The organism is Streptomyces sp. NPDC088246, assembly GCF_044741025.1.
Lineage (GTDB): Bacteria > Actinomycetota > Actinomycetes > Streptomycetales > Streptomycetaceae > Streptomyces.
The window spans coordinates 1-19,438 of the sequence record NZ_JBIURV010000066.1; the positions used below are offsets into that span (position 1 = coordinate 1).

General features: G+C 70.2%; 23 protein-coding genes and 3 pseudogenes. 15 read left to right on the forward strand and 11 right to left on the reverse strand.

Features of this window, described 5'->3' with window-relative positions:
- Nucleotides 1-201: 201 nt before the first annotated feature.
- The 3 genes and pseudogenes from ACIPEK_RS41050 to ACIPEK_RS41060 all read right to left on the reverse strand — a co-directional run bounded on the left by ACIPEK_RS41050 (nucleotide 202) and on the right by ACIPEK_RS41060 (nucleotide 2,418).
- On the reverse strand, nucleotides 202-1,659 hold the full coding sequence (locus ACIPEK_RS41050) for a transposase (RefSeq protein ID WP_402007287.1): 1,458 nt from the start codon (nucleotides 1,657-1,659) through the stop codon (nucleotides 202-204).
- Nucleotides 1,660-1,694: 35 nt separating this feature from the next.
- A pseudogene (locus tag ACIPEK_RS41055) lies at nucleotides 1,695-1,877 on the reverse strand (VOC family protein); the annotation flags it as partial.
- A gap of 223 nt (nucleotides 1,878-2,100) precedes the next feature.
- Entirely contained in the window at nucleotides 2,101-2,418 is a 318-nt protein-coding gene (locus tag ACIPEK_RS41060; RefSeq protein ID WP_402007289.1) for a hypothetical protein, read from the reverse strand.
- A 153-nt stretch (nucleotides 2,419-2,571) separates the two neighbouring features.
- Here ACIPEK_RS41060 and ACIPEK_RS41065 point away from each other — a divergent pair, with 153 nt between their 5' ends.
- From ACIPEK_RS41065 to ACIPEK_RS41075, 3 genes are all read left to right on the forward strand, one after another.
- Nucleotides 2,572-3,945, forward strand: coding sequence for a sensor domain-containing protein (locus ACIPEK_RS41065; protein WP_402007291.1), 1,374 nt, complete (start codon nucleotides 2,572-2,574; stop codon nucleotides 3,943-3,945).
- Nucleotides 3,936-4,580, forward strand: coding sequence for a response regulator (locus ACIPEK_RS41070; protein WP_402007293.1), 645 nt, complete (start codon nucleotides 3,936-3,938; stop codon nucleotides 4,578-4,580). The genes ACIPEK_RS41065 and ACIPEK_RS41070 overlap by 10 nt, the downstream gene beginning before the upstream one ends.
- A gap of 73 nt (nucleotides 4,581-4,653) precedes the next feature.
- Entirely contained in the window at nucleotides 4,654-5,340 is a 687-nt protein-coding gene (locus tag ACIPEK_RS41075) for a DUF4097 family beta strand repeat-containing protein (RefSeq protein WP_402007295.1), read from the forward strand.
- 69 nt (nucleotides 5,341-5,409) lie between these two features.
- Here ACIPEK_RS41075 and ACIPEK_RS41080 read toward each other — a convergent pair whose 3' ends face one another.
- From ACIPEK_RS41080 to ACIPEK_RS41095, 4 genes are read right to left on the reverse strand one after another with little or no spacing between them, the layout of a single operon-like run.
- Complete coding sequence (locus ACIPEK_RS41080; RefSeq protein WP_402007297.1) at nucleotides 5,410-6,492, reverse strand: zinc-binding dehydrogenase; 1,083 nt, start codon at nucleotides 6,490-6,492, stop codon at nucleotides 5,410-5,412.
- Nucleotides 6,493-6,523: 31 nt separating this feature from the next.
- Nucleotides 6,524-6,778: an acyl carrier protein gene (locus tag ACIPEK_RS41085; protein WP_402007352.1), complete on the reverse strand. Its 255-nt coding sequence runs from the start codon at nucleotides 6,776-6,778 to the stop codon at nucleotides 6,524-6,526.
- A 54-nt stretch (nucleotides 6,779-6,832) separates the two neighbouring features.
- Nucleotides 6,833-7,804: an alpha/beta fold hydrolase gene (locus ACIPEK_RS41090; RefSeq protein ID WP_402007299.1), complete on the reverse strand. Its 972-nt coding sequence runs from the start codon at nucleotides 7,802-7,804 to the stop codon at nucleotides 6,833-6,835.
- On the reverse strand, nucleotides 7,797-8,480 hold the full coding sequence (locus ACIPEK_RS41095) for a condensation domain-containing protein (protein WP_402007301.1): 684 nt from the start codon (nucleotides 8,478-8,480) through the stop codon (nucleotides 7,797-7,799). The genes ACIPEK_RS41090 and ACIPEK_RS41095 overlap by 8 nt, the downstream gene beginning before the upstream one ends.
- A gap of 377 nt (nucleotides 8,481-8,857) precedes the next feature.
- Between ACIPEK_RS41095 and ACIPEK_RS41100 the strand changes: the two genes are divergently transcribed.
- The 6 genes from ACIPEK_RS41100 (at nucleotide 8,858) to ACIPEK_RS41125 (ending at nucleotide 12,222) form a co-directional block, all read left to right on the forward strand.
- Nucleotides 8,858-9,610 (forward strand): TauD/TfdA family dioxygenase, encoded by a 753-nt coding sequence (locus ACIPEK_RS41100; RefSeq protein ID WP_402007303.1) that lies wholly within the window; start codon nucleotides 8,858-8,860, stop codon nucleotides 9,608-9,610.
- Between the two features lie 269 nt (nucleotides 9,611-9,879).
- On the forward strand, nucleotides 9,880-10,059 hold the full coding sequence (locus tag ACIPEK_RS41105; protein ID WP_402007305.1) for a hypothetical protein: 180 nt from the start codon (nucleotides 9,880-9,882) through the stop codon (nucleotides 10,057-10,059).
- Nucleotides 10,060-10,273: 214 nt separating this feature from the next.
- Nucleotides 10,274-10,462 (forward strand): hypothetical protein, encoded by a 189-nt coding sequence (locus ACIPEK_RS41110; RefSeq protein ID WP_402007307.1) that lies wholly within the window; start codon nucleotides 10,274-10,276, stop codon nucleotides 10,460-10,462.
- 212 nt (nucleotides 10,463-10,674) lie between these two features.
- A complete protein-coding gene (locus ACIPEK_RS41115; protein ID WP_402007309.1) occupies nucleotides 10,675-10,842 on the forward strand; it encodes a hypothetical protein in 168 nt (55 codons plus the stop codon).
- A gap of 33 nt (nucleotides 10,843-10,875) precedes the next feature.
- A complete protein-coding gene (locus tag ACIPEK_RS41120; RefSeq protein WP_402007311.1) occupies nucleotides 10,876-11,397 on the forward strand; it encodes a hypothetical protein in 522 nt (173 codons plus the stop codon).
- Between the two features lie 213 nt (nucleotides 11,398-11,610).
- Nucleotides 11,611-12,222, forward strand: a complete 612-nt coding sequence (locus tag ACIPEK_RS41125; protein ID WP_402007313.1) for a class I SAM-dependent methyltransferase — start codon at nucleotides 11,611-11,613, stop codon at nucleotides 12,220-12,222.
- Here the strand turns inward: ACIPEK_RS41125 and ACIPEK_RS41130 are convergent.
- Complete coding sequence (locus ACIPEK_RS41130; protein ID WP_402007315.1) at nucleotides 12,131-12,553, reverse strand: DUF7019 family protein; 423 nt, start codon at nucleotides 12,551-12,553, stop codon at nucleotides 12,131-12,133. The two genes, ACIPEK_RS41125 and ACIPEK_RS41130, sit on opposite strands and share 92 nt — an antisense overlap.
- An 11-nt stretch (nucleotides 12,554-12,564) precedes the next feature.
- On the opposite strand from ACIPEK_RS41130, the gene ACIPEK_RS41135 reads away from it, so the two are divergent.
- The 6 genes and pseudogenes from ACIPEK_RS41135 to ACIPEK_RS41160 all read left to right on the forward strand — a co-directional run bounded on the left by ACIPEK_RS41135 (nucleotide 12,565) and on the right by ACIPEK_RS41160 (nucleotide 17,926).
- Nucleotides 12,565-13,224, forward strand: coding sequence for a hypothetical protein (locus ACIPEK_RS41135; RefSeq protein ID WP_402007317.1), 660 nt, complete (start codon nucleotides 12,565-12,567; stop codon nucleotides 13,222-13,224).
- Between the two features lie 337 nt (nucleotides 13,225-13,561).
- On the forward strand, nucleotides 13,562-13,846 hold the full coding sequence (locus ACIPEK_RS41140) for a hypothetical protein (RefSeq protein ID WP_402007319.1): 285 nt from the start codon (nucleotides 13,562-13,564) through the stop codon (nucleotides 13,844-13,846).
- Nucleotides 13,847-15,791: 1,945 nt separating this feature from the next.
- Nucleotides 15,792-16,113: pseudogene (gene cutA, locus ACIPEK_RS41145) on the forward strand (divalent-cation tolerance protein CutA).
- A 48-nt stretch (nucleotides 16,114-16,161) separates the two neighbouring features.
- Nucleotides 16,162-16,275, forward strand: a pseudogene (locus tag ACIPEK_RS41150) (hypothetical protein); the annotation flags it as partial.
- 172 nt (nucleotides 16,276-16,447) lie between these two features.
- Nucleotides 16,448-17,623, forward strand: a complete 1,176-nt coding sequence (locus tag ACIPEK_RS41155; protein ID WP_402007321.1) for a damage-control phosphatase ARMT1 family protein — start codon at nucleotides 16,448-16,450, stop codon at nucleotides 17,621-17,623.
- A 96-nt stretch (nucleotides 17,624-17,719) separates the two neighbouring features.
- Complete coding sequence (locus ACIPEK_RS41160; protein WP_402007323.1) at nucleotides 17,720-17,926, forward strand: hypothetical protein; 207 nt, start codon at nucleotides 17,720-17,722, stop codon at nucleotides 17,924-17,926.
- Between the two features lie 54 nt (nucleotides 17,927-17,980).
- Here ACIPEK_RS41160 and ACIPEK_RS41165 read toward each other — a convergent pair whose 3' ends face one another.
- The 3 genes from ACIPEK_RS41165 to ACIPEK_RS41175 all read right to left on the reverse strand — a co-directional run bounded on the left by ACIPEK_RS41165 (nucleotide 17,981) and on the right by ACIPEK_RS41175 (nucleotide 19,416).
- A complete protein-coding gene (locus ACIPEK_RS41165; protein ID WP_402007325.1) occupies nucleotides 17,981-18,196 on the reverse strand; it encodes a hypothetical protein in 216 nt (71 codons plus the stop codon).
- 147 nt (nucleotides 18,197-18,343) lie between these two features.
- Nucleotides 18,344-18,805 (reverse strand): nuclear transport factor 2 family protein, encoded by a 462-nt coding sequence (locus tag ACIPEK_RS41170; protein WP_402007327.1) that lies wholly within the window; start codon nucleotides 18,803-18,805, stop codon nucleotides 18,344-18,346.
- Nucleotides 18,806-18,855: 50 nt separating this feature from the next.
- Nucleotides 18,856-19,416, reverse strand: coding sequence for a GNAT family N-acetyltransferase (locus tag ACIPEK_RS41175; RefSeq protein WP_402007329.1), 561 nt, complete (start codon nucleotides 19,414-19,416; stop codon nucleotides 18,856-18,858).
- Nucleotides 19,417-19,438 lie beyond the last annotated feature (22 nt).

Here is a 19,438-nt window from a genome sequence, read left to right on the forward strand (position 1 = left end):
CGCCGCTACATCATCTGGCGAAACCGCAATGCCGACAACCGGCACCTACGCGCCGTCGTGGACAGGGCAAACGTTGCCTGATCCGGCACTAGCGAGCCCTGCATGTCGTCACGTAAGAAGGAAGTGATCACGACTACACCCTGCCGCTCGGACGTCTCCCTGGGAAGAGCACGGACGAGAGTCGCGGCAACCGGGGGGCGGTCAGGCGGGTGCGAGTGCGGGTGGGTCGTGGACGGCGTCGAAGAGGCGTGTCCACGCTTCTTGCAAGGGCCAGTTGTGGGGCAGGTGCAGGGTGATGCGTCGTGCGGAGCGGGCGATGCGGGCCGAGACCTGGACGAGGTGGGTGCGGAGGGTGGCGGTGGTGGCTTTGGCGTGGAAGGCGGAGGCCAGTGTGCCGGTGGCCCGCAGGAGGTTGTAGGTCATCGCCCACAGGGTGAGCCAGGCGGCGTTGGCGTGGAAGTGTCCCGATGGCAGGTGGGCCAGGGCAGAGGCTTTGCTGTCGGCGATGACCTGTTCGACGACGGCGTGGTGGCGGTGTTCTTGCTCGGCCTGGAGGGTCTTGGCGGGGTTGTCGGGGCCGTCGATCAAGTCGCAGAGGACGTTCTTGAGTTCGGCCGCGTCCTGGATCCAGGCGGCGACGCCCGCCTCGTCGAGCGCGGCCGCGTTGGCCGGTCCGTGGCCCGGTATGCAGCGGTAGCTGGCGACGGGCAGGCCGGCGGTGAAGGCCTCAAGCGAGGTCAGTCCGCCGGCGTTCTGGACGAGCACGTCGGCGGCGTGCATCAGACCGGGCATGTCGTCGACCCAGCCGTAGGCATGCTCGATGCCGTCCTCGCGCAGCTGCCGGGCCAGCGCCTCGTTGCGGCCGCAGACCACGACCGGCACGGCCGCGCCGCAGCCCTGCAGCTCCAGGGCCACCTGCCGGACCGGGCCGACACCCCAGGAGCCCGCGACCAGCAGGGCGAGCGGGGCGGTGGCGGGCAGGCCGAACCGCGCCCGGGCGGCGCTGCGTTCGGCGTCCTGCGCGGGCCTGAAGCGCGGGTCGACGACCGGTCCGCCCACCCGGACGTCGCCCGCGCCGAGGGCCCTGGCCTGTGCGGCGGGCACGGCGTGGGCGGCGAGGTGGACGTCCACGCCGTCGGCCACCCACAGCGGGTGCACCGAGAAGTCGGTGAGGTAGGTGAACACCGGCACGTCGAGGCGGCCGGCCAGCCGAAGCCTGCCCAGCACACGGCTGGCCCCGGGGTAGGTGGAGACGACGGCGCCGGTGTCCGCGGGCAAGGCGCGCAGCATCCGGTCCTCGGCGGTGCGCAGCAGGGCGCGGGCCAGCGGGCCGCCGCCTCCGGCGCGCTCGGTGCTGCTGTAGATGCGCTGGTAAACCCAGGGCGCCCGGACGAGCATCCGGTGGTAGCCGTCGCGGACGGTCCGGCCGATCCGGGCGGGCAGCAGGTCGAGGAGGTCGTAGCGGTCGACGGTGACGCCGGCCGCCCGGAGTCGGCGGTGCAGCTCGTGCGCGGCGCCGTCGTGGCCCGCCCCGATGCTGGCGGAGACGATCACGACGCGTTCGGCCGGTGCCGTACGGCGGGGCGTCGCCGCAGGCCGGGAGCTCAGGGCGGCGGCCGCGAGGGCACGCAGATACACCGTACTTCCGAGGTGGGGCATGGGCTTGTTCCTCCGCAAGTGGAGTGAGGCGGCGAAAGGGTGGGCGGCAGCATCTGGCGGGCCCGGACCTCCTCGACGGTCGGCTCCCAGGAACCGATCTCGACCTTGCCCTCGCTCCGGTCGATCACCTTGAAGCCCAGGACCGCGCACCAGAAGGCCGCGAGCCGCTCCGGATCGTGGCAGTCGACAACCAACGCGGTGACCGGCCGGGAGCTGATCAGGCACCTGATCGCCACCGAGCTGTCCGGGCGGACCCGGCTGACCGGTGAGTGGCAGCGGGCCATCGAGGAGGCCGTGGGCCGGGAGCGGGGTGGGACCGCGTAGCCGCCTCCGGTGCCGTCCGTCCGGGGCGGTCGTGACCGAGCACTCGGTCGCGGCCGCCCCGCCGTGCGTCAGGGGTACGCACGGAGGGGCGGCCGCAGCCCGGACGCCCGCGGCCCGTTACGAGCGGCGCGGGATCCGGGCGGTCCGTGACAGCGACACGCAGATGACGGAGGTGGCGGCCCACACCAGGGGGACTGTCCACGGGCTCCACCACATGAGCGCCAGCGAGACGGCCGCGGCCGCCAGCAGCGCGACGGTGACCGGCAGCACAACGTCGCGCCGGTACCGCCTCAGCTGCTCGCCGAGGACCTCTTCGACGATCTCGGCGACCCGGTCGTCGATGGTGTCCCCGTAGTGCACGAGGAACTGCTCTATGTCGTCGGTCCTGCCGGCCGGGCAGGGGCGGCCGGCGGTGCTCGAGTGTCGATCGGTCATGTCCCCACGATGTCGCACCGGGCGGCACCGGGTCGGCAGCGTGAACCCACCGGCCGGACGGGGGGTAAACCCTACCCCCGCTGATGGGCTCTCCTCGCTGCCGACGGGTGGTCGGGTTGGGTACCGTCCCCTTGTCGAATCGAGGCGCGGACGGTGACCTGGTCGCCGCCCGCACTGCCCACGAGAGCGGGTCTGAAGCAGTTGACCGAGTACATCGCCGGCCGTGCCACCGGCAAAGCCCGGACGGACGCCCGGCCACCCCGCGAGGTGGTGCCGGGCAATCCGCTGCGCGCCCTGGCCTCCCCCGTGCTGTGGCGGGCGTCGATCCACCTGGCACTTGACGGTCTGGTGGCTCTGGCGGGACTGGCCGTGCTGGTCGTGCTGGTCGTCGCCGTCTGCCTGGCGCCGGCCGGCCTGCTGGGCCTGCCGCTCACGGTGGCGGCGGGGTGGGCGCTGTTCCGGCTGGCCGCCGTCGAGCGCGCCCGGTTCGCCGTGACCTGCGGGCTGGAGCTCGACGAGCTGCCGGCGCCGGTCTGTTCGTGGCGGTTGGCCAAGTCGCTGCAGTCGCTCGTCCACAACCTCTGCACCTGGCGGCTGATCGGCTACTTCGTACTGCTGATGCCGGTGGCGGTGGTGACCGTGGTCGGGGTGGCGCTGATCTGGGCCGTGCCGCTGACCCTGGTGCTGCTTCCGGCCTACTACCGGCAAGTGCCCGGCGGGCAGGCCCAGCTCGGGCCGTTCGTGGTGGATTCCCTGCCCCGGGCGCTGCTGGTCGCGGCGGTGGCGCTGCTGGTCGGCGCGGTCCTCTCCCCACTGATCGTCAAACTCCTGCTGGCGCTGGACACCGCGCTGGCCGTCGCACTGCTCTCCCGGCCCCGCGGCATGGAACTGGAGCAGCGGGTCAACGATCTGACGGAGAGTCGAGCCCGGGTGGTGGACGCCGCCGAGGCGGAGCGCAAACGGATCGAGCGGGACCTGCACGACGGTGCCCAGCAACGGCTGGTGGCGATGTCGATCAACCTGGGCCGGGCCAGCTCGCGGTTGAAGAAGTCCGGTGACCACGAGACCAACAAGATGGTCGAGGACATCCGGCGGGAAACCCTCAGCACCATCTCCGAGTTGCGCAACCTGGCCCGTGGCCTGCACCCGCCGGTGCTGACCGACCGCGGCCTGAAGGCGTCGCTCTCCGCCGTCGCCGCGCTGGCTCCGGTGCCGGTGCGCCTTGACGTCCTGGTGGAGCCGCGCCCCTCCTCCACCATCGAGGCGGTCGCCTACTTCACGGTGACCGAGGCGCTCACCAATGTGGCCAAACATGCTCATGCGACCCGCGCTTGGGTGGAGATCCGGCGGGAGGGCGCCCGATTGGACGTTAAAGTTGGCGATGACGGGCGTGGCGGAGCCGACCTCGCGGCCGGCACGGGTCTGACTGGTCTGGCGGACCGGGTGTCCGGGGTGGACGGGCGGTTCCGGCTCAGCAGTCCGGTGGGTGGACCGACCGTGATCGAGGTGGAATTGCCATGCGGGTAGTGCTGGCCGAGGACTCCGCGCTGCTGCGCCAGGGCATCGAACTGCTGCTCAGCGAACAGGGGATCGAGGTGGTCGCCGCGGTCGGCGACGGGGAGCAACTCCTGCGCGCGGTGGCCGAACACCGGCCGGACGCCTGTGTGACGGACGTCCGGATGCCGCCCACCTTCCTGGACGAGGGCCTGCGCGCCGCACTGGCGGTACGCGCCCGCTGGCCGGAGACCGGCGTCCTGGTGCTCTCCCACTACGTCGAGGAGCGCTACGCCATCGACCTGGTCAACAGCAATGACAACGGGGTCGGTTACCTGCTCAAGGACCGGGTATCGGACGCCGAGGAGTTCGTGGACGCGCTGCGCCGGGTCGCCGCGGGCGAGACGGTCCTCGACCCGGAGGTGGTCAAGCAGTTGCTGGCCGGCAGCCGGCAGCGGGATCCGCTGTCCACCCTGACGCCGCGCGAGCGGGAGGTCCTCACGGCCATGGCGGGGGGCCGTTCCAACGCCGGGATCGCGGCCGATCTGGTGATCGGCACGGCGGCGGTGGAGAAGTACATCCGCAGCATCTTCGTGAAATTCGATCTGCAGCAGGAGGCGGGAGACCACCGCCGCGTGCTCGCCGTTTTACGCTACCTGGGAGCTTGAGATCAGTACCACACCGAAGAGGCGCCGCGGATGCCTCCTCATAGGGCTGGCCGTCCTCGTCACGGTCGTCGCCGTGGCCAGTTGGGTCGTGGTCGCCTCGCTTCCGGCGCACCACCCGTACAGCGGCAACTGGCAGCAGGGCGCGGCCGGCGCCAGCCAGGTGACGGTCCAGGCCGACGGACTCGGCGTGACGCTGAGTCAGGACGGCTCCTCGCAGGTCACGGTGGCCATGAGCGGCAGCTACACGGGCCATGTCCCGCAGGTCTCCGTCACCCGGTCCGGGTCGGACGTCACGGTCACCGCCGGCTGCTCCAACGACTGCTCGGAGCACCTGCAGATCACGGTGCCGGCCGGCCTGGCCGCGCAGGTGAGCACCGGGAACGCCGGGATCCAGGCGAAGGGCCTGACCGGCCGGCTGGATCTGACCACCGGGCTGGGCGGGGTCGAGGTGGACCAGTCGTCCGGCCCGCTGACCGTGCGGAGCACGGGCGGCGCGGTGACCCTCGCCGACAGCAGCGCCCCGAACGCCGAGGTGACCACCGACGGCGCGGTCAGCGCCTCCTTCACGGCGGCACCCGCCTCCCTGAAGGTCACCACGGGCTACGGCGGGGTCGACCTCAAGGTGCCTCACGACGCCACCTACCACGTCGACGCGCAGAGCTCCCACTCGTCGCCGAGCGTCTCGCTGCCGAACACCGCTACGGACGCGCCGCACAGCGTGGTGGTGAAGACCACGGGCGGCGACATCACGGTCCACTGAGCACGCCCGTGCCGCGAACGGCGGTGGCGCCCCCGGGAGATCCCGGGGACGCCACCGCCGTTCGGACGATCAGCCGGCGACCAGCGAGGGGTCGACGACGATCTTCGCGTGCCGCTCCGGCTCGCCGAGTTCGGCGATCGCCCCGGCCAGTCCGTCCAGGCCGGTGACGCCGGTGATGACAGCACCGGCGTCGATCCGGCCCTCGGCGATGTCCCGCAGCGTCTGACGGTACTCACCCGGGCTGCCGCCGAACGACCCGCGGATGTCCAGCTCCCTGCCGGCCACCACCCCGGGGTCGACCGTGTCGGGGCGCAGGCAGACGCCGACCAGCACGATCTTCGCGCCGGCCGGTGCGCCGTCGACGACCCGGGTGAGCATGCCGGGGGCGCCGACACACTCGAAGAGCACCACGTCGGTGGTCGGCACCCCGCGGTACTCCACGGCCATCCGGTCCAGCATCCCGGGGATCACCCCGAGCGAGGACCAGCGGTCGTAGGGCGACTCGACGGCCGGGTCGATCAGGTTGTCGGCACCCAGCCGCTCGGCCAGCGCCCGCCGCTTGGGCGAGAAGTCGACCGCGACGACCGGGCCGTGGCCGCGCGCCTTGAGCACCGCGACGACGCCCAGGCCGATCGGGCCGAGGCCGAGCACCACGGCGACCGAACCCGGACCGGGCTCGCCCCGCCGGACCGCCCGGGCGGCGACCGAGAACGGCTCGGTGAGCGCGGCCGCCTTCGGGTCCAGACCGATCGGCACCGGCAGGGTGAAGACCTCGTTGAGGATCATGTACTCGCCGAAGCCGCCCGGAAAGGCCGGGGTGTAGCCGACGATCCCACCGCCCTGCGGGCCGAAGCCGATCGGCGGGCCGCAGACGGTGCTCCCGACCGGCAGGGCCCGCACGGTGTCCGGGCCGTAGTCGACGATCTCGGCGGCGAACTCGTGACCGAGCACCAGGCCGTTCCGGATGTCGTGCGGGGTGCCGCCGGTGCGGCGCATGATGTCGCTGAACGCCTCGGGGTCGCCGAGGGCGTGCAGGTCGGAGCCGCAGATCCCGCAGGCCAGCGTGCGCACCAGCAGCTGCCCGGACTGTGGCACCGGATCGGGGACTTCTTCGACGACGAGCGCCCCCGCTCGGGTGATGGCGGCACGCACGGCCCGCTCTCCTCTCTGCGGTCTCCCGCGGTCAGGCGGCCTCGGCCGTCTTCTCGATCAGCAGGGCGACCAGTGAGTCGATGGTGGGGTAGTCCCAGGCCAGGGTCGGCTCGACCTCGATGCCCAACTCGTCCTCCACGTCGCCGCACAGGGCGAGGGCGTAGACCGACTCCAGGCCGTACTCGACCAGCTTGACGTCGGGCTTGATCTGCTCGGCCGGGGTCTCCAGGTAGTAGGCGACCCGTTCGGTCAGCCACTGGGCGAGCTGCTGGACCTCGGGGCCGATTCCATGGACGTGGTCATGAGGGTTTCCTTCCGAAACGGGGTGTCGGGGGGTGGATCACGGATGCCGGGGTGAGTCCAGCGAGGAGGCGAAGTCGGCCAGTGCGGCGGTGACTTCGGCCGGTCGCTCCTGCTGGGTCCGGTGCCCGCAGTCGGGCAGGATCATCGTCCTGCGCAACTGCGTTGCCCACTGGCGCAGTTCGGCGTCCAGCCGGGCGTGGTCGGTGCCCTGGACGACGAAGTCGCGGTCGCCGGCCCGGTAGAGGGCCGGGACCTGGATCCGGGCCCGGTTCAGCGGCGCGGTGAGGTCCCAGTTGCGGTGCAGGTTCCGGTACCAGTTGAGGCCGCCGGTGAAGCCGGTCGCGGCCAGCGCCTCGGCGTAGACGGCGATGTCCTGCTCGGTCAGCCACCCGGGCAGCCGGTCCGGCTCCGGGCAGCGGTCGAGGAAGCCGCCGTCCGCCGGGAGCACCGGGTCGAACGGCGGGGCCTCGCCGGAGGTCGCGCTCAGCAGCCTGCGCACCGAGGCGGCGGGGTCGCGGGCGAGCTCCGCGTCGACCGGCCCGGGCTGCTGGAAGCGCAGCATGTAGAAGTCCTCGCCCATCGCCCGGCGCATCGCGGGCAGCGGCGGCAGTCCGGCCCGAGGCCGGTACGGGATGCTCATCCCGCCCACGCCGCTGACCAGGTCCGGGCGCAGCAGTGCGGTGTGCCAGGCGACTTGGGAGCCCCAGTCGTGGCCGGCGACCACCGCCCGGTCCGCGCCGAGCGCGCCGATCAGCGCCACGATGTCACCGACCAGGTGGTGGATGGTGTACTGGTCGGCCTCGGCCGGCCCCGGGCTGCCGCCGTAGCCGCGCATGTCGGGTGCCACCACCTTGAACCCGGCGTCGGCGAGGCCGGTCAGCTGGTGCCGCCAGGAGTACCAGAGCTCCGGGAAGCCGTGCACCAGCACCACCAGCGGCCCCTCGCCGGCCTCCGCGACGTGCGTCGGCCGGCCGGCCACCCGCAGGGTGCGGTGGGTGATCTCAGCCACGGCGGCGGCTCCGTCCGCTCGACAGCGGGGCGCCCTGGCCGAAGGCCAGCAGCTGGGAGAACTCCTCGCCGCCGAACAGGCTGAGCTGGGAGATCGCCGAGTCGGGGTCGGCCAGCGCCGCGTCGATGGCGCGGGTGAAGTAGCCGGCGAACCGCTCGATGGTGCTCGGGTCGAACAGGTCCACGTCGTAGCGGAAGTCGACGGCCAGCGTCTCGGCGCTCTGCCGGACGTTGATCGCGAGGTCCAACTGCCCCTCAGCCTGTGGGAGTTCGTAGGGGGCGAGCTGCAGCCCGGCAAACTCGGCGGTGGCGCCGTCGGCCGGGTCCAGCAGCAGCCGCAGCAGCGGGTCGCCGGTCGGGGCGCCGATCAGGTTGAGGGTGATCCGGCAGAGCGAGGAGCCACCGCCGGTGCGCGGGCGGTTCATCGTCCGGGTGAGCAGCTCGAACGGGTAACCGAGCTTGCCGAGACCGGACCTGACCTGGCGGTCGGCGGCGGTGGCTGCCTCCCGGAAGGTGCTTCCCGGCGCGAGGTCGGCCCGGAACACCAGGGTGTTGATGTAGTTGCCGACCACCTCGCGGGTGTCCGGGCTGATCCGGGTGGTGGTCGGACAACCGATCAGGAACCGGTTCTGCCGGGTGTAGCGGTGCAGCAGGCCCTGGAGGACGCCGAGCAGCACCGCGAACAGCGTGACCTCGCGTGCTGGTCGGCCACGGCCGCCGGCCGTTCACCGGATCGCGCCGCGTGCTCGTGGCCATGTCCGATTGATCCCCGCTGAGATCCAGCGAACACGCTCGAAGGAGGTCGCCCGTATGACCGTCGCGTCACCGACCTCGCGTCCGACAAGGCCCGACAGCAGCACCGACCTGTCCCTGACCGACGCGGAGTGCGCCGAGGTGCTGCGGCTGGCCCGCGAACTCGTCAGGGCCGAACCGCATCTGATGGACACCCGGGTCTGGATGGACGAGGCCCGCCGCCTCTCGTCCCGGCTGCCGCTCCGCCTGCGCGAGTCGCTCCGGCGGTACCGGCACGATCCCGGGCCGGACGGCCTGCTGATTGTCCGCAACCCTGCCGAGCGACGAGACGCTGCTGCCCGCGACCCCGACGGTGCCGGAGTCGGTGGAGCGCCAGGCCACCGTACCGGGTTCGATCACCGTGCTGCTCAGCCTCTACCTCGGCGAGGTGATCGCCTACCGGGAGGAGAAGTCCGGCGCCTTGGTGCAGAACGTGGTCCCGGTCCCGGGGCGGGAGGCGTCGCAGAGCAACGCCGGCAGCGGCACCCTGCTCGAACTGCACACGGAGAACGCCTTCCACCCGCACCGGCCGGACTACGTAGGCCTGTTCTGCCTGTGCAACGACCACTCGGGCACGGCCGGCACGCTGGTCTCCTCGATCCGCCGGGCGCTGGCACTGCTCCCGCCGGAGGTGGTCGAGGTGCGGATGCAGCAGCGCTTCGTCACCGAGCCGCCGTCGTTCCGGTCCGGCGCGCCGACCACCGCGCACGCGGTGCTGGAGGGCGCCGCCGACGACCCGAACATCCAGGTGGACTTCAGCGCGACCACGCCGCTGGACGACGAGGCCAAGTCGGCCCTGGAGGTGTTCCGCGACGCCTTCCTGAACGTCTCGGCGACGCTGGTGCTGCAGCCCGGTGAGCTGGCCTTCGTCGACAACCGCCTGTCGGTGCACGGGCGGACCACGTTCGAGGCCTGCTACGACGGCCGGGACCGCTGGCTGCACCGCACCTTCGTGCACCTCGACAACCGTCGCAACCGGCGCCACCGCGGCGAAGACGGCTTCGTCCTGGACTGACCGGCACGGCGGGAGACGGCCAAGGATCACCCTGACAGCATCCACGTGGCCGCTCCCGCCATTTTCCCTTTCGGTACTGAGGAACTGACGTAGTACCGGCCGCTTTCTCACGCGATCCCGGACCTCACTCGACGATGCACATCATCATGGTCAAAATCGTCTTTCCCACCGATCCGCCGCCCGGCGAACAGGTCCGCAACGGCCTGTACCGAGCCGCGGCGGTCGGCCACGGCCTGTAGCAAGTCTTCGCCGATCGCCAGGGCGACACCGTGTTCGCCGTCCTCTTCGTCTCCCATGCCCGGCTGCGTGACGCCGAGGCGGCCGCACTCGCCGTCTGCACCGCCTACCAGCGCACGGGCGGCGGACGGCTGAGTCATCTCGCCGCCACCCTGGTGCCGGGGTTCGACGACCTCCTGCTCTCCGGCGACCAGCCGGACGACCAGAACTGACCGCCACGCGCCGGCGGCTCGAGGACGCCCCGGGGCTCCGGCACGGCAACACCCTGCCATGGCAACAGCATGGCGCCGGTATTCGCTCACGTGTCCTCAACAGCCTGTCGCCATGGAATCGCAGGCCGATCAAGGCCCTGGGAACCAGGACCGAGACACTCGCACACCACGGCCTGCGGATCACTCTCAACACACGATTCGGGGGAACAGCAGCATGAACACCCACGCACGACGGGCCAACCTCGTGGCCGCGGCCGCCGCCGCACTGGCGGCGATCACCCTCACCCTCGTCACGCCCGCCATCGCATCCGGAGTCAGCGCCGCCGCGCAGCCGCGGGCCGCTGCCGCCCCGGCCGACACCACCGGCACCACCACCCCGCCCGACAACAACGGCTGGGACTGACAGGAGGGTTATCCCTACCCCGGTTCGGTGGGCTGGCCACGTGTCCGGCCCGGCCGAACTGCTGTTGGCTGGAGGGCAGATGGTCGGTGCGGGGCGGCGCAGGTGCGCCGCCTCGCAGCGCCACCGCGAACCACCGGTGAAGGCCACCGGCCTTCCCGAGAACGAGGAGTGGAACGATCAATACCTCAAGCCGCACCGCCCGACGGTGCACCATGACGACCGGCGACGGCGCGGTCGACCTCGCGGAGCCCTCGAGCACCGGCTACCGGATCGACGCCCACAGCAGCAGCTCCGCGCCGCAGATCGACCTGCCGAACTCCGACGGCGCGTCGGCCTCCCTCACCGTGGCCGCCTCCAACGGCGGCATCCACATCCACTGAGCGGGCACCACCGCCCCACCCCGACGACCAACGTTGGAGAAGAACCATGCGCCCCCCTCCTCACCCCTGCGCGCCCCGTTAGGCAAGGCCGGCATCTGGGCCCTTGCGGGCGCCTCCGGTTCGGGCTCCGGTGTCCCGCGGATCCTTCCGAAGGCCGCGGCCGCTTCGACGTTCCCCCTGCTGCTTCGCCGGGCGGCCACGGTCCTCACCGTGCTCGGGCTGGCGATGATTCCCTGGCTGGTCTTCCTGCACACCGGGCTGCCGGCCACCGCTCAGGCCTCGCACTGGGCCTGGACGTGGACGGGTCTGGATAGCTTTGAGGCGCTCGGCCTGCTCTCCACCGGACTGCTCCTCAGGCGCGGCGACTGCCGGGCCTGCCTGACCTCCGCCGCGACCTCGACCCTGCTGCTGGTCGACGCCTGGTTCGACACCATGACGGCTGCCCCAGGTTCGGACTTCAAGCTGGCGGTGCTGATGACGGTCTTCGCCGAGTTGCCGCTGGCGGTGGCCTGCGCGGTTCTCGCGACCCGGACCTTCCCTCGGCCGGGCCGCTGAGCGGAAGAGCTCGTGACGTGATCGGCGCTTGCGGTCCGGTCCGTTTCGGGAAGTCCCCGGCCTGCCGCAACGGCGGTCCACGGGCGGTTCGTTCGGCCCGCTCGGGTCGACTGCCGACAAAGTCGGCGCTGGCGCAAGCAGATTGCACACAAACACAACTGATTGACCATCAGAGATGCTTCGATGAAGCAATCGGACATTTGAGGAGGAATTATGAGGCATTCGCGGGCATTGATCGGCGCGGGCGCTGCCGCCGCCGTCGCCACCTGGTGGTTCACCGACTCCGCGCCGTACCCGTACTCTCAGCGCTGGCTGCTCGACCTGCCGCTGCCGTTCCTGACTCTGAAGCGTCTGGACCACGTGCTGCAGGCCCGGGAGGGCGAGAGGATCCTGGAGATAGGCCCCGGAACCGGCCTGCAGTCGCTGCACGTCGCACCGCAGCTGGGCCCGAACGGCCAGCTGGACATCCTGGACATCCAGCAGGAGATGCTCGACCACGTGGGCCGCCGGGCCAAGGAGCAGGGCGTCGACAACATCGTGCCGAACTGCGCCGACGCACATGAACTTCCTTTTGCGGATGGCTCGTTCGATGCGGCCTACCTGGTGACGGCGCTGGGCGAGATCCCGGATCCGGCGCGTACGCTGGCCGAGCTGCGCCGGGTGCTGAAGCCGTTCGGGCGGCTGGTGGTCGGCGAGTTCTTCGACCGGCATCAGATCCGGCCGTCCTCGCTGATCAGCCTGGCGGAGGGAGCCGGGCTGCGGGTCGCCCGGCTGTACGGTCCGCCGTTCGCGTACTACGCGGTGCTGCGTCCGATCGACGCCTGACGCCGCTCGGGCGGTTCCCGCCCGGCCGAACCGTAGACTGGACGGCCGTAGCCGTAGCCGTAGGGCCCGACAGCAGCCTGCGGGCGACGAACTCCACGGATTGCTGGGGTCCGCGCAGCAGGCGACCGGCGGTGTATACCCAGGCCAGTGCGGACTGCTCGGCGCCCTGCATGCCCTGCGGGCTTTCAGGGGTCCCGGCACCATCGGCGGCGAAAGCCGCGGCGAGGCCGACCACTACCGCCGGGGTCGACGACGGGGCGAACTCCCAAACAGCTCGCCAGGGCCGGCGAGCGCGCCGAGCAGTTGAACCTCGCCGAGTGGAACACCACACCCTGCCTGCTGATGTCGACGGAGCTGATGGCCAAGGAAGGCATCACGATCAACGCATTGCAGGCGCCGGGCAGGGGCCTGCTCCCCACCAGGCCGACATCGGGCAGCAAGAGCGCAGACGCCGTGCTGTCCAGGCGCAACCCTCCCTGCGCAGGGGCCGTCAAAGTGCCTGGTTTCGAAGGCCGGAAGGAGCGGATTCAGGACGGCTTCCTCATACCGCGCAAGAACCTCGGCTGGTACGGCCAGCTACTGGCCCGTACAGCAGCGGCCGGCCAGCTCGCACTGGCTGGCGCAGGCAGTGAAGTCGCCCAGTACCTGACCGACGAGCAGGGCCGCAAGCACTACGCCCAGCGCACCTTCGCCGGCTCGTCGAGCGTCCGGGATGCGTGCCACAAGATCGGGTCCACGCGGTTCCTCGGAACCGACCAGGTGTTCCGCCTGGGCGGAATCCGGGTCGAGGCGTTCTCCGGGATGGACGAGGAACTGTACGAGCTTCTCGTCAACGGCGAGGTCGAGGCGTACAGGCGCCGGGCGTACGAGAAACGTGGGACGTTCTCGACCGGTACCGAAGCCCCGGAGTGGGGTCCGGTCTCCTTCTGCGACGACGGCACGGTCGTGGCCCTGCGCATTCTCCCGCAGGACCAGGCACAGCAGCTCCACTCCAGCAGGTAGCCGTCAACTCCGGAGCCACCTCGCCGGTCAAGGCGCGACCAGCTCCGTGTGCTGCCGCAACGGCAGTCTCTACGCCGGCTCTCGCTGTCCAGGAGTCAGCAGTTGCTCCGTCTCGGGAAGAAGCTTCGACGACCTCGTTGAGCGGCGCACCCTTGGCGTGCCCATAAGACCGGTCAGACACGCTCAACAGGGGTGCGATCCGCACCGCTGCGGCAGGGCTGCCCGGTAGATTTACGCAGGTCAGCCGCGTGCTGGTACCGCAAGCGCCGTCGCTTCCCAAGCTGATGGCGTCGACGTGGCGGGCCTGATACCCGATCACTCTGGCTAGCCTGGTCGCGTGATCGTCTATCCCCTGTGGCACGTAGGCCACCAGAACGAAGCCGGGCCTGACGGGGCAACCGTACACATCGACGAGGACGGCGTCTTCATCGATGAGCAGGACGGTGACGACGTCAAGCTGCTGGGCATCTACTCGACGAAAGAGAAGGCCGCGGAACGCATCGTCCGCGCTCGCCTCCTACCGGGCTTCCGGGACGAGCCCAAGTGCTTCATCATCGACCCCTACCTCCTGGACGATGACACTTGGGAGGAAGGCTTCGTACGCATCCCCCACGGGGAGTAGCCCATCTCGAACACGCGGCGTATCCGTGGGGGTACCCGCCGGCGCGGGTACCGCAGTGCGGCCAGCCTCGGTAACCTCCGCATTCGCCTCCCCACCACCGCGCCTGGCATGCAGAAGGCCATGGTCGCGCAGGGCATAGGTCGACCGCCTCTCCCCCGGCGTCCCGGCCGGGGGATCTTCACCGGCGGCGACCCGTTCGAGAAGTGCGCGTTGCCGATCGCTCAAGGCAGAGACCGCCGATGCACGAACATCAGCTCACACCGCACCCGCACGCCCTGTATAGAGTCGAAAGAATGACCAAAGGTAGCGGGAGTTCCCTGGGACTTTTCTGGGACTTCCGGCCGCATCAACGGGCATGACCGTGAAAGAGTCGAAAGACCATCCACCCAGGTCAGCGCCCCACAGCCACCCATCACGGCAGGTCACGGCGCCCCCTGGTCTCTTCCGCGACAACTGACCAGCAGGACCCAGTCGGTCTGCACTCAGCGTCGCCTGCCCTCGTCACCCCATCGGTGCTCGTCACCTTGACGACAAGGTCTGACCTGCCCGAAAAAGCGCCTGACTTCCCATCAGAACGAGCGTCAAATGAGCGTCACGAGCGTCATTTCAGCGTCAAGATATCGCCCGTAACGCCCACACCGCACATAATGCACACGCACAAACCCGCAGGTCAGGAGCCCTTCGCGGCCGGTTCAAGCACCGCCACACACTCCACATGATGCGTCATCGGAAAGACGTTGGCTTCCGACTGCGGGTTCGAACTTGAGCCCTGGTCAGGCAGCGTCAGACTCACGCCTTGCGCTCATCCACTCGGCGCCGGGCTTCCCCCCTGCCCTCGCAGGCAGTCACTCAGCGTGCCCTTGGCAGCGCCCCCGGTGGAACGACGTCCCGTGCCACCACGGCCCGCCGCAACAACACTCCCTGGGGAGAATCTGGGGAGTATCGACGGCCCTGGGGAGCGCGTGGGGAGAATCGACCGCGTAACGCAGCACGATCTCGAAAGACGCTGAAAGACTTATCCGCGCAGGTCAGAGGTGGGTACAGCCGCATCGATGCAGGTCAGCGCCACCAGGTAGACAACTTCATGACAAAGTCCACCGGTTCGGACGCCGCTGCGACGATGACCCAATACTGATCTGACACTGGGACCGGCATGTCCACGGGACATCCGGGAGGCACCGTCCGCTGGGCGCCCGCGGCAAGCGGGGCCGACCGGAGCTGGGCAGGCAGGTGCTAACTCCACCGCCCCTGGCCCGGCATGGCCCGCAAGTCGTGCCGGGCCGCAGGGCCCTGCGGGGTTACCCCTTCTCCTTCGGGTAGAGGCGGCTTCCTGAACGCCCCTCTCAACTGCCAGACGGTTGACCACAGCCTCCCCGGCAGCCCCCACGAGGTGCGTGATCGGCCGCCTCTTAGCTGTAGAAACAGCACCGGTCACGCCAGGCGGCGCTCTGCCGATGCATGGCGAATAGCGGAAGAGCACCTGGATGCTCTGTCCTGCCCTTCGCGCGCACTCGGCAGGGTCTACACCGGAGGCCAGCCAGAACGAGATGCCAGCCTGGCGTAGGTCATAGGGCCGCTTCGCGAGGTTCAACGCGTGTTCGTCCACCGTGAGGACGGCCTCTCTGGCACGGTTCCACGTGATGTTGTAGGCGGAAGTGTCGATGTAGTTGCCTGCCGCGTTCTGAAAAATCCGACCGTCGGGCGCCACACCGTTACGCGTGGGAGCTACACGAGTTCGCGGCCAACCTCGCTGAGGCTCAACGCCTCCTGCGCCCTCGAGACGAGGAACCACCGACGACGGTAACCCCCGTCCCCAGCCACTCCAGGCCGGCCGGGCAGGCACCGAAAGCCCCGCCCGGGCGAGTGAGCCGCCGCTGCTACCGACTTTCGGTGTGCCCCGGACGACTGAGTAGGGTCGCGGTACCCGAGCAGGAGAGGTAGTCGCATGGCCAACGAGATTGTGATCGCGCAGACGACCAGCGACGACGAGGATCAGGCGAAGGCGCTGGCCTGGGGCGCGGTCGAGAGCAAGCTGGCAGCGGGCGTCCACATCGATGCGCCGATCACCGCCTTCTACTGGTGGAAGTAGAATGTCGAGACGGCGCAGGAGTGGCAGATCTCGTACATGACTACGACGGACCGTCTCCCGGCACTGGAGGCGTGGCTGTACGAGAAGCACCCGTACGACGTCCCCCAGTGGATCACGCTGCCAGTGACCGGCGGGCCGGAGGCCGTACCTGTCCTGGGTTGTCGAGGGGACGGCATAGGACTGAGGAGCGACGGGCCGGCCGTACGACGGCGTTCGCGTCCGGAGCGTGTCGGACGACCGGTTCACCGCCCACCTCCCGGGCCACACCGGTCGGGTTCTCATGGCCGCGTTCCTCGACGCCCCAGACCACCTGGCGTCGGCCGCGGCTGACGGCACCGTACGCCTCTGGTCGTCGACCGAACAGCGCCAGCTCGCCGAAGTACGCGCCGACGCCTCGCTGCACTGCGCGGCCTACGACCAAACCACCGGACACGTGGTCGTAGGCAGCGCGGCCGGCACCGTCGCCTTCTCCATCCGCCCCCACCGAACCACGCGAAGGAAGCCCGCACACCATGACGCAGCCCGCCCCCGCTCCAGTCGTTGTCAGCAACGTCGCAGGCTCCTTCGCGTGGGGTGTCCTGCACGACCGCCACCCCACCCTGATCGGGCGCGTCCGCCAGGCCACCCCCTACCCCCTCGAACAGCAGCGTGCCCTGGACACCCTCCTGCAGGAGATCGCCGAGGACGGCGTGATTCTCCCCCTGCCTGACACCGAGCCCGGAGCGGACCAGTGGCAGCAGTGGGGCAAGGAGCACATCGGCAGCCGCTGGGAAGACGCCCCGTTCCTCTGGGCGGAGAGCTACTTCTACCGCAAACTCCTGGCCGCCCTCGGCTACTTCGCCCCCGGCCCGTGGCAGGGGATCGACCCCTTCGCCCCGTTCAAGAACGCCGAACTCGCGGGCCCAACGGTGGAGGCCGAACTGGCCGCCCTCGGCCAACTCCCCCAGATCCCGGCAGTCGAACAGGATCGCACCCTCCTCCACGCCTCCCTCTGGGGCAACCGCGCCGACCTCGGCTTCGCCGTCTCAGCGGGCGATGCCGGCCTTGGCGACCGTGTCACCAACCTCGTCGCCGACAACTCCGCCGTCCTCTGGGAAACCCTGTCCGCCAGCCCGCCCGGCAAGGTCTGCCTCGTGGCCGACAACGCCGGCCCCGAGCTCCTCCCGGACCTGGTCCTCGCCGACCACCTGCTCCACACCGACCGCGCCGCGTGCGTCGTTCTGCACCTCAAGCCGTACCCGTACTACGTCTCCGACGCCACGGCCACCGACACTCTGGCCTGCCTCCACCGCCTGACCACGGCCCCCGGCTACGCCTCCGAGATCGGCAAGCGCCTGCAGCAGGCCCTCACCACCGGCCGCCTCACCCTGCGCGCCCACCCTTTCTCCTGCGCCCCGTTCCCCTGGGCGGACATGCCCGCCGACCTCCACGAGGACTTCGCCACCGCCACCCTGACGATCATGAAGGGCGACCTGAACTACCGCCGCGTCGTCGGCGACCAACACTGGTCGGCCACCACCCCGTTCACCGACGTCACGTCATACTTCCCCGGTCCGGTCGCAGCTCTACGCACACTGAAGTCGGACGTCATCGTCGGCCTGGCGCCGCAAACCGTGCACGAGCTGGAAGTTACCGGGCCCCAGTGGCGTACGAGCGGCACGCACGCCCTGATCCAGGTCACTTCATGAAGCCCGGGTTCGTCCTTACAACCGGGTTACGTCCGGAGTGAGGTGACTCCCGTGTCCACACTCCGGGGGTCGCCTCGTGATCCTGCGGGTCCTCAAATGAGCCACAAGGCATTCCAGTACTTCTTTCGGCACCTCGGGATCAACGCGGAGCAGGTGCGCATCGACAGGATCTTGGACGAGGCCCGGGCGACCGCCGATCCGGTGCACCTGATGACAGTCTTCGGGATCACTGAGGACACGGCCATGGACTACCTCGCCTCAGCCCACCCCGAGAGATTCCCCACCGATCCCATCGCGCCGTAGGTCCGCTCTGCCAGGCAGCAAGTTGCCGAGGCCACCATGGCCGATGTAGTGCGCTCAGTCGCCGCGGACGGCTGCCAGCACGTGCGGCCAGGCGGTCATACCCAGCTGTGCATCGACGTCCGCGTCGCCACCGTAAACGAACCGGGTCGACTGCGGTGGTGCCACCTCGCCCGGGAAGGCGGTTCGGTGGCCGGCGCCGGCTCGGGTAATCAGCACCGTCTCGCGGCCCACGACCGTGCGCCTGTCGCTGAGTTCGCGGGCGAAGCGCAAGGAGAAAGCTCAGCAGCGAACTCGCCGGCAGCTACTGACCCTCGCGCCACTCACGGGCGCCCTGGCCCAGCGGACCTCGACACCCAGACCTCCCTGAACGTTCCTCCGCCGCGTGCTGGCGGTCCACCGCGCCGCGGTCCGCCGCGCCTACGTGTCCGCAGCACCCTGTACATCTTCGTGCAGATGGACGATCAGCCAGGCGGCGTCGCTGCCGCCACGTCGCAGGACGGCGGTGTTGCGCGCCAGTTCCGGCGGGGCGGCGTGGAAATCGACACGCAGCCAGTAACGGACGACGGCCAGGTCGGCGAAGACGTCGATGACCTGGCCGTACGCCGTCAGCCCGGCCTCGGCGGGGCTCACGGCGGCCGTGGGACGGGCGTCGCGTACACGGTCCAGCTCGCCCTTGCCGCATACGAGTTCGGGGGTGGCGGAGTCCCAGATGGTGGCCTCGGGGTCCAGGAAGGAGTCGATGCGCTCGCGATCGCCTGCGGTGTAGGCCTGGTACATGCCAGTGATCACCGCCCAGACAGCCGCGAGATCGGCAGGACTGCCGCTTGGACGCGCGCCCGCGGGTACCGGCGGGAGAGTGCGGGGCGGTGATGCGGGCATAGCGGTGTCCTTCGGTGTGGAGTCGGGAGCGGGGGTGCAGGACCGATGGGTCAGGTGCGGTCGTGGGCCCAGGTCTGCAGGACCAGCGGGCGTCCCTTGTTGATGACCGGGATCAGCGGCTCGTCGGTGAGGTGGAAGTTCGCGGCGTGGGCGACCGCGACGCTGGCTCCGTTCTCGGCTCCGATGCCCAGCGTCACCCGGGGCAGGCCGATGGTGTGGTGGGCGTAGTCCGTCATGACCTTCAGGGCCCGAGCCGCCAGGCGTCGACCGCGGTGGGCGGCTCCCACGGTGTAACCGAGGCTTACGGCGGGGTCGTCGGTGCTCGTGCGGATGAGGAGGATCTCGCCCTGCGGCAGGTTGCCGTCGGTGGTGATGGCCAGGCGCAGGCGCAGGCCGTCGGCGCGTTCCTGCCGGGCCCTGGCCAGATAGGCGCGGGCGGCCGCGGCATCGAAGGGCGAGGCGAGCGGGGTCCAGTACGCGATGTGGGGATCGTCGAACAGCCCGGCCATGGCGGGCAGATCGTCGTCGGTCCACTCTCGCAGGATCAGGCCCTCGCCGGTGAGCCGGACGTGCGATGGGAAGGTGAGGCGACCGGTGTTGTCGCTGGTCATCGCTGGTGCCTTTCCGTGCTGT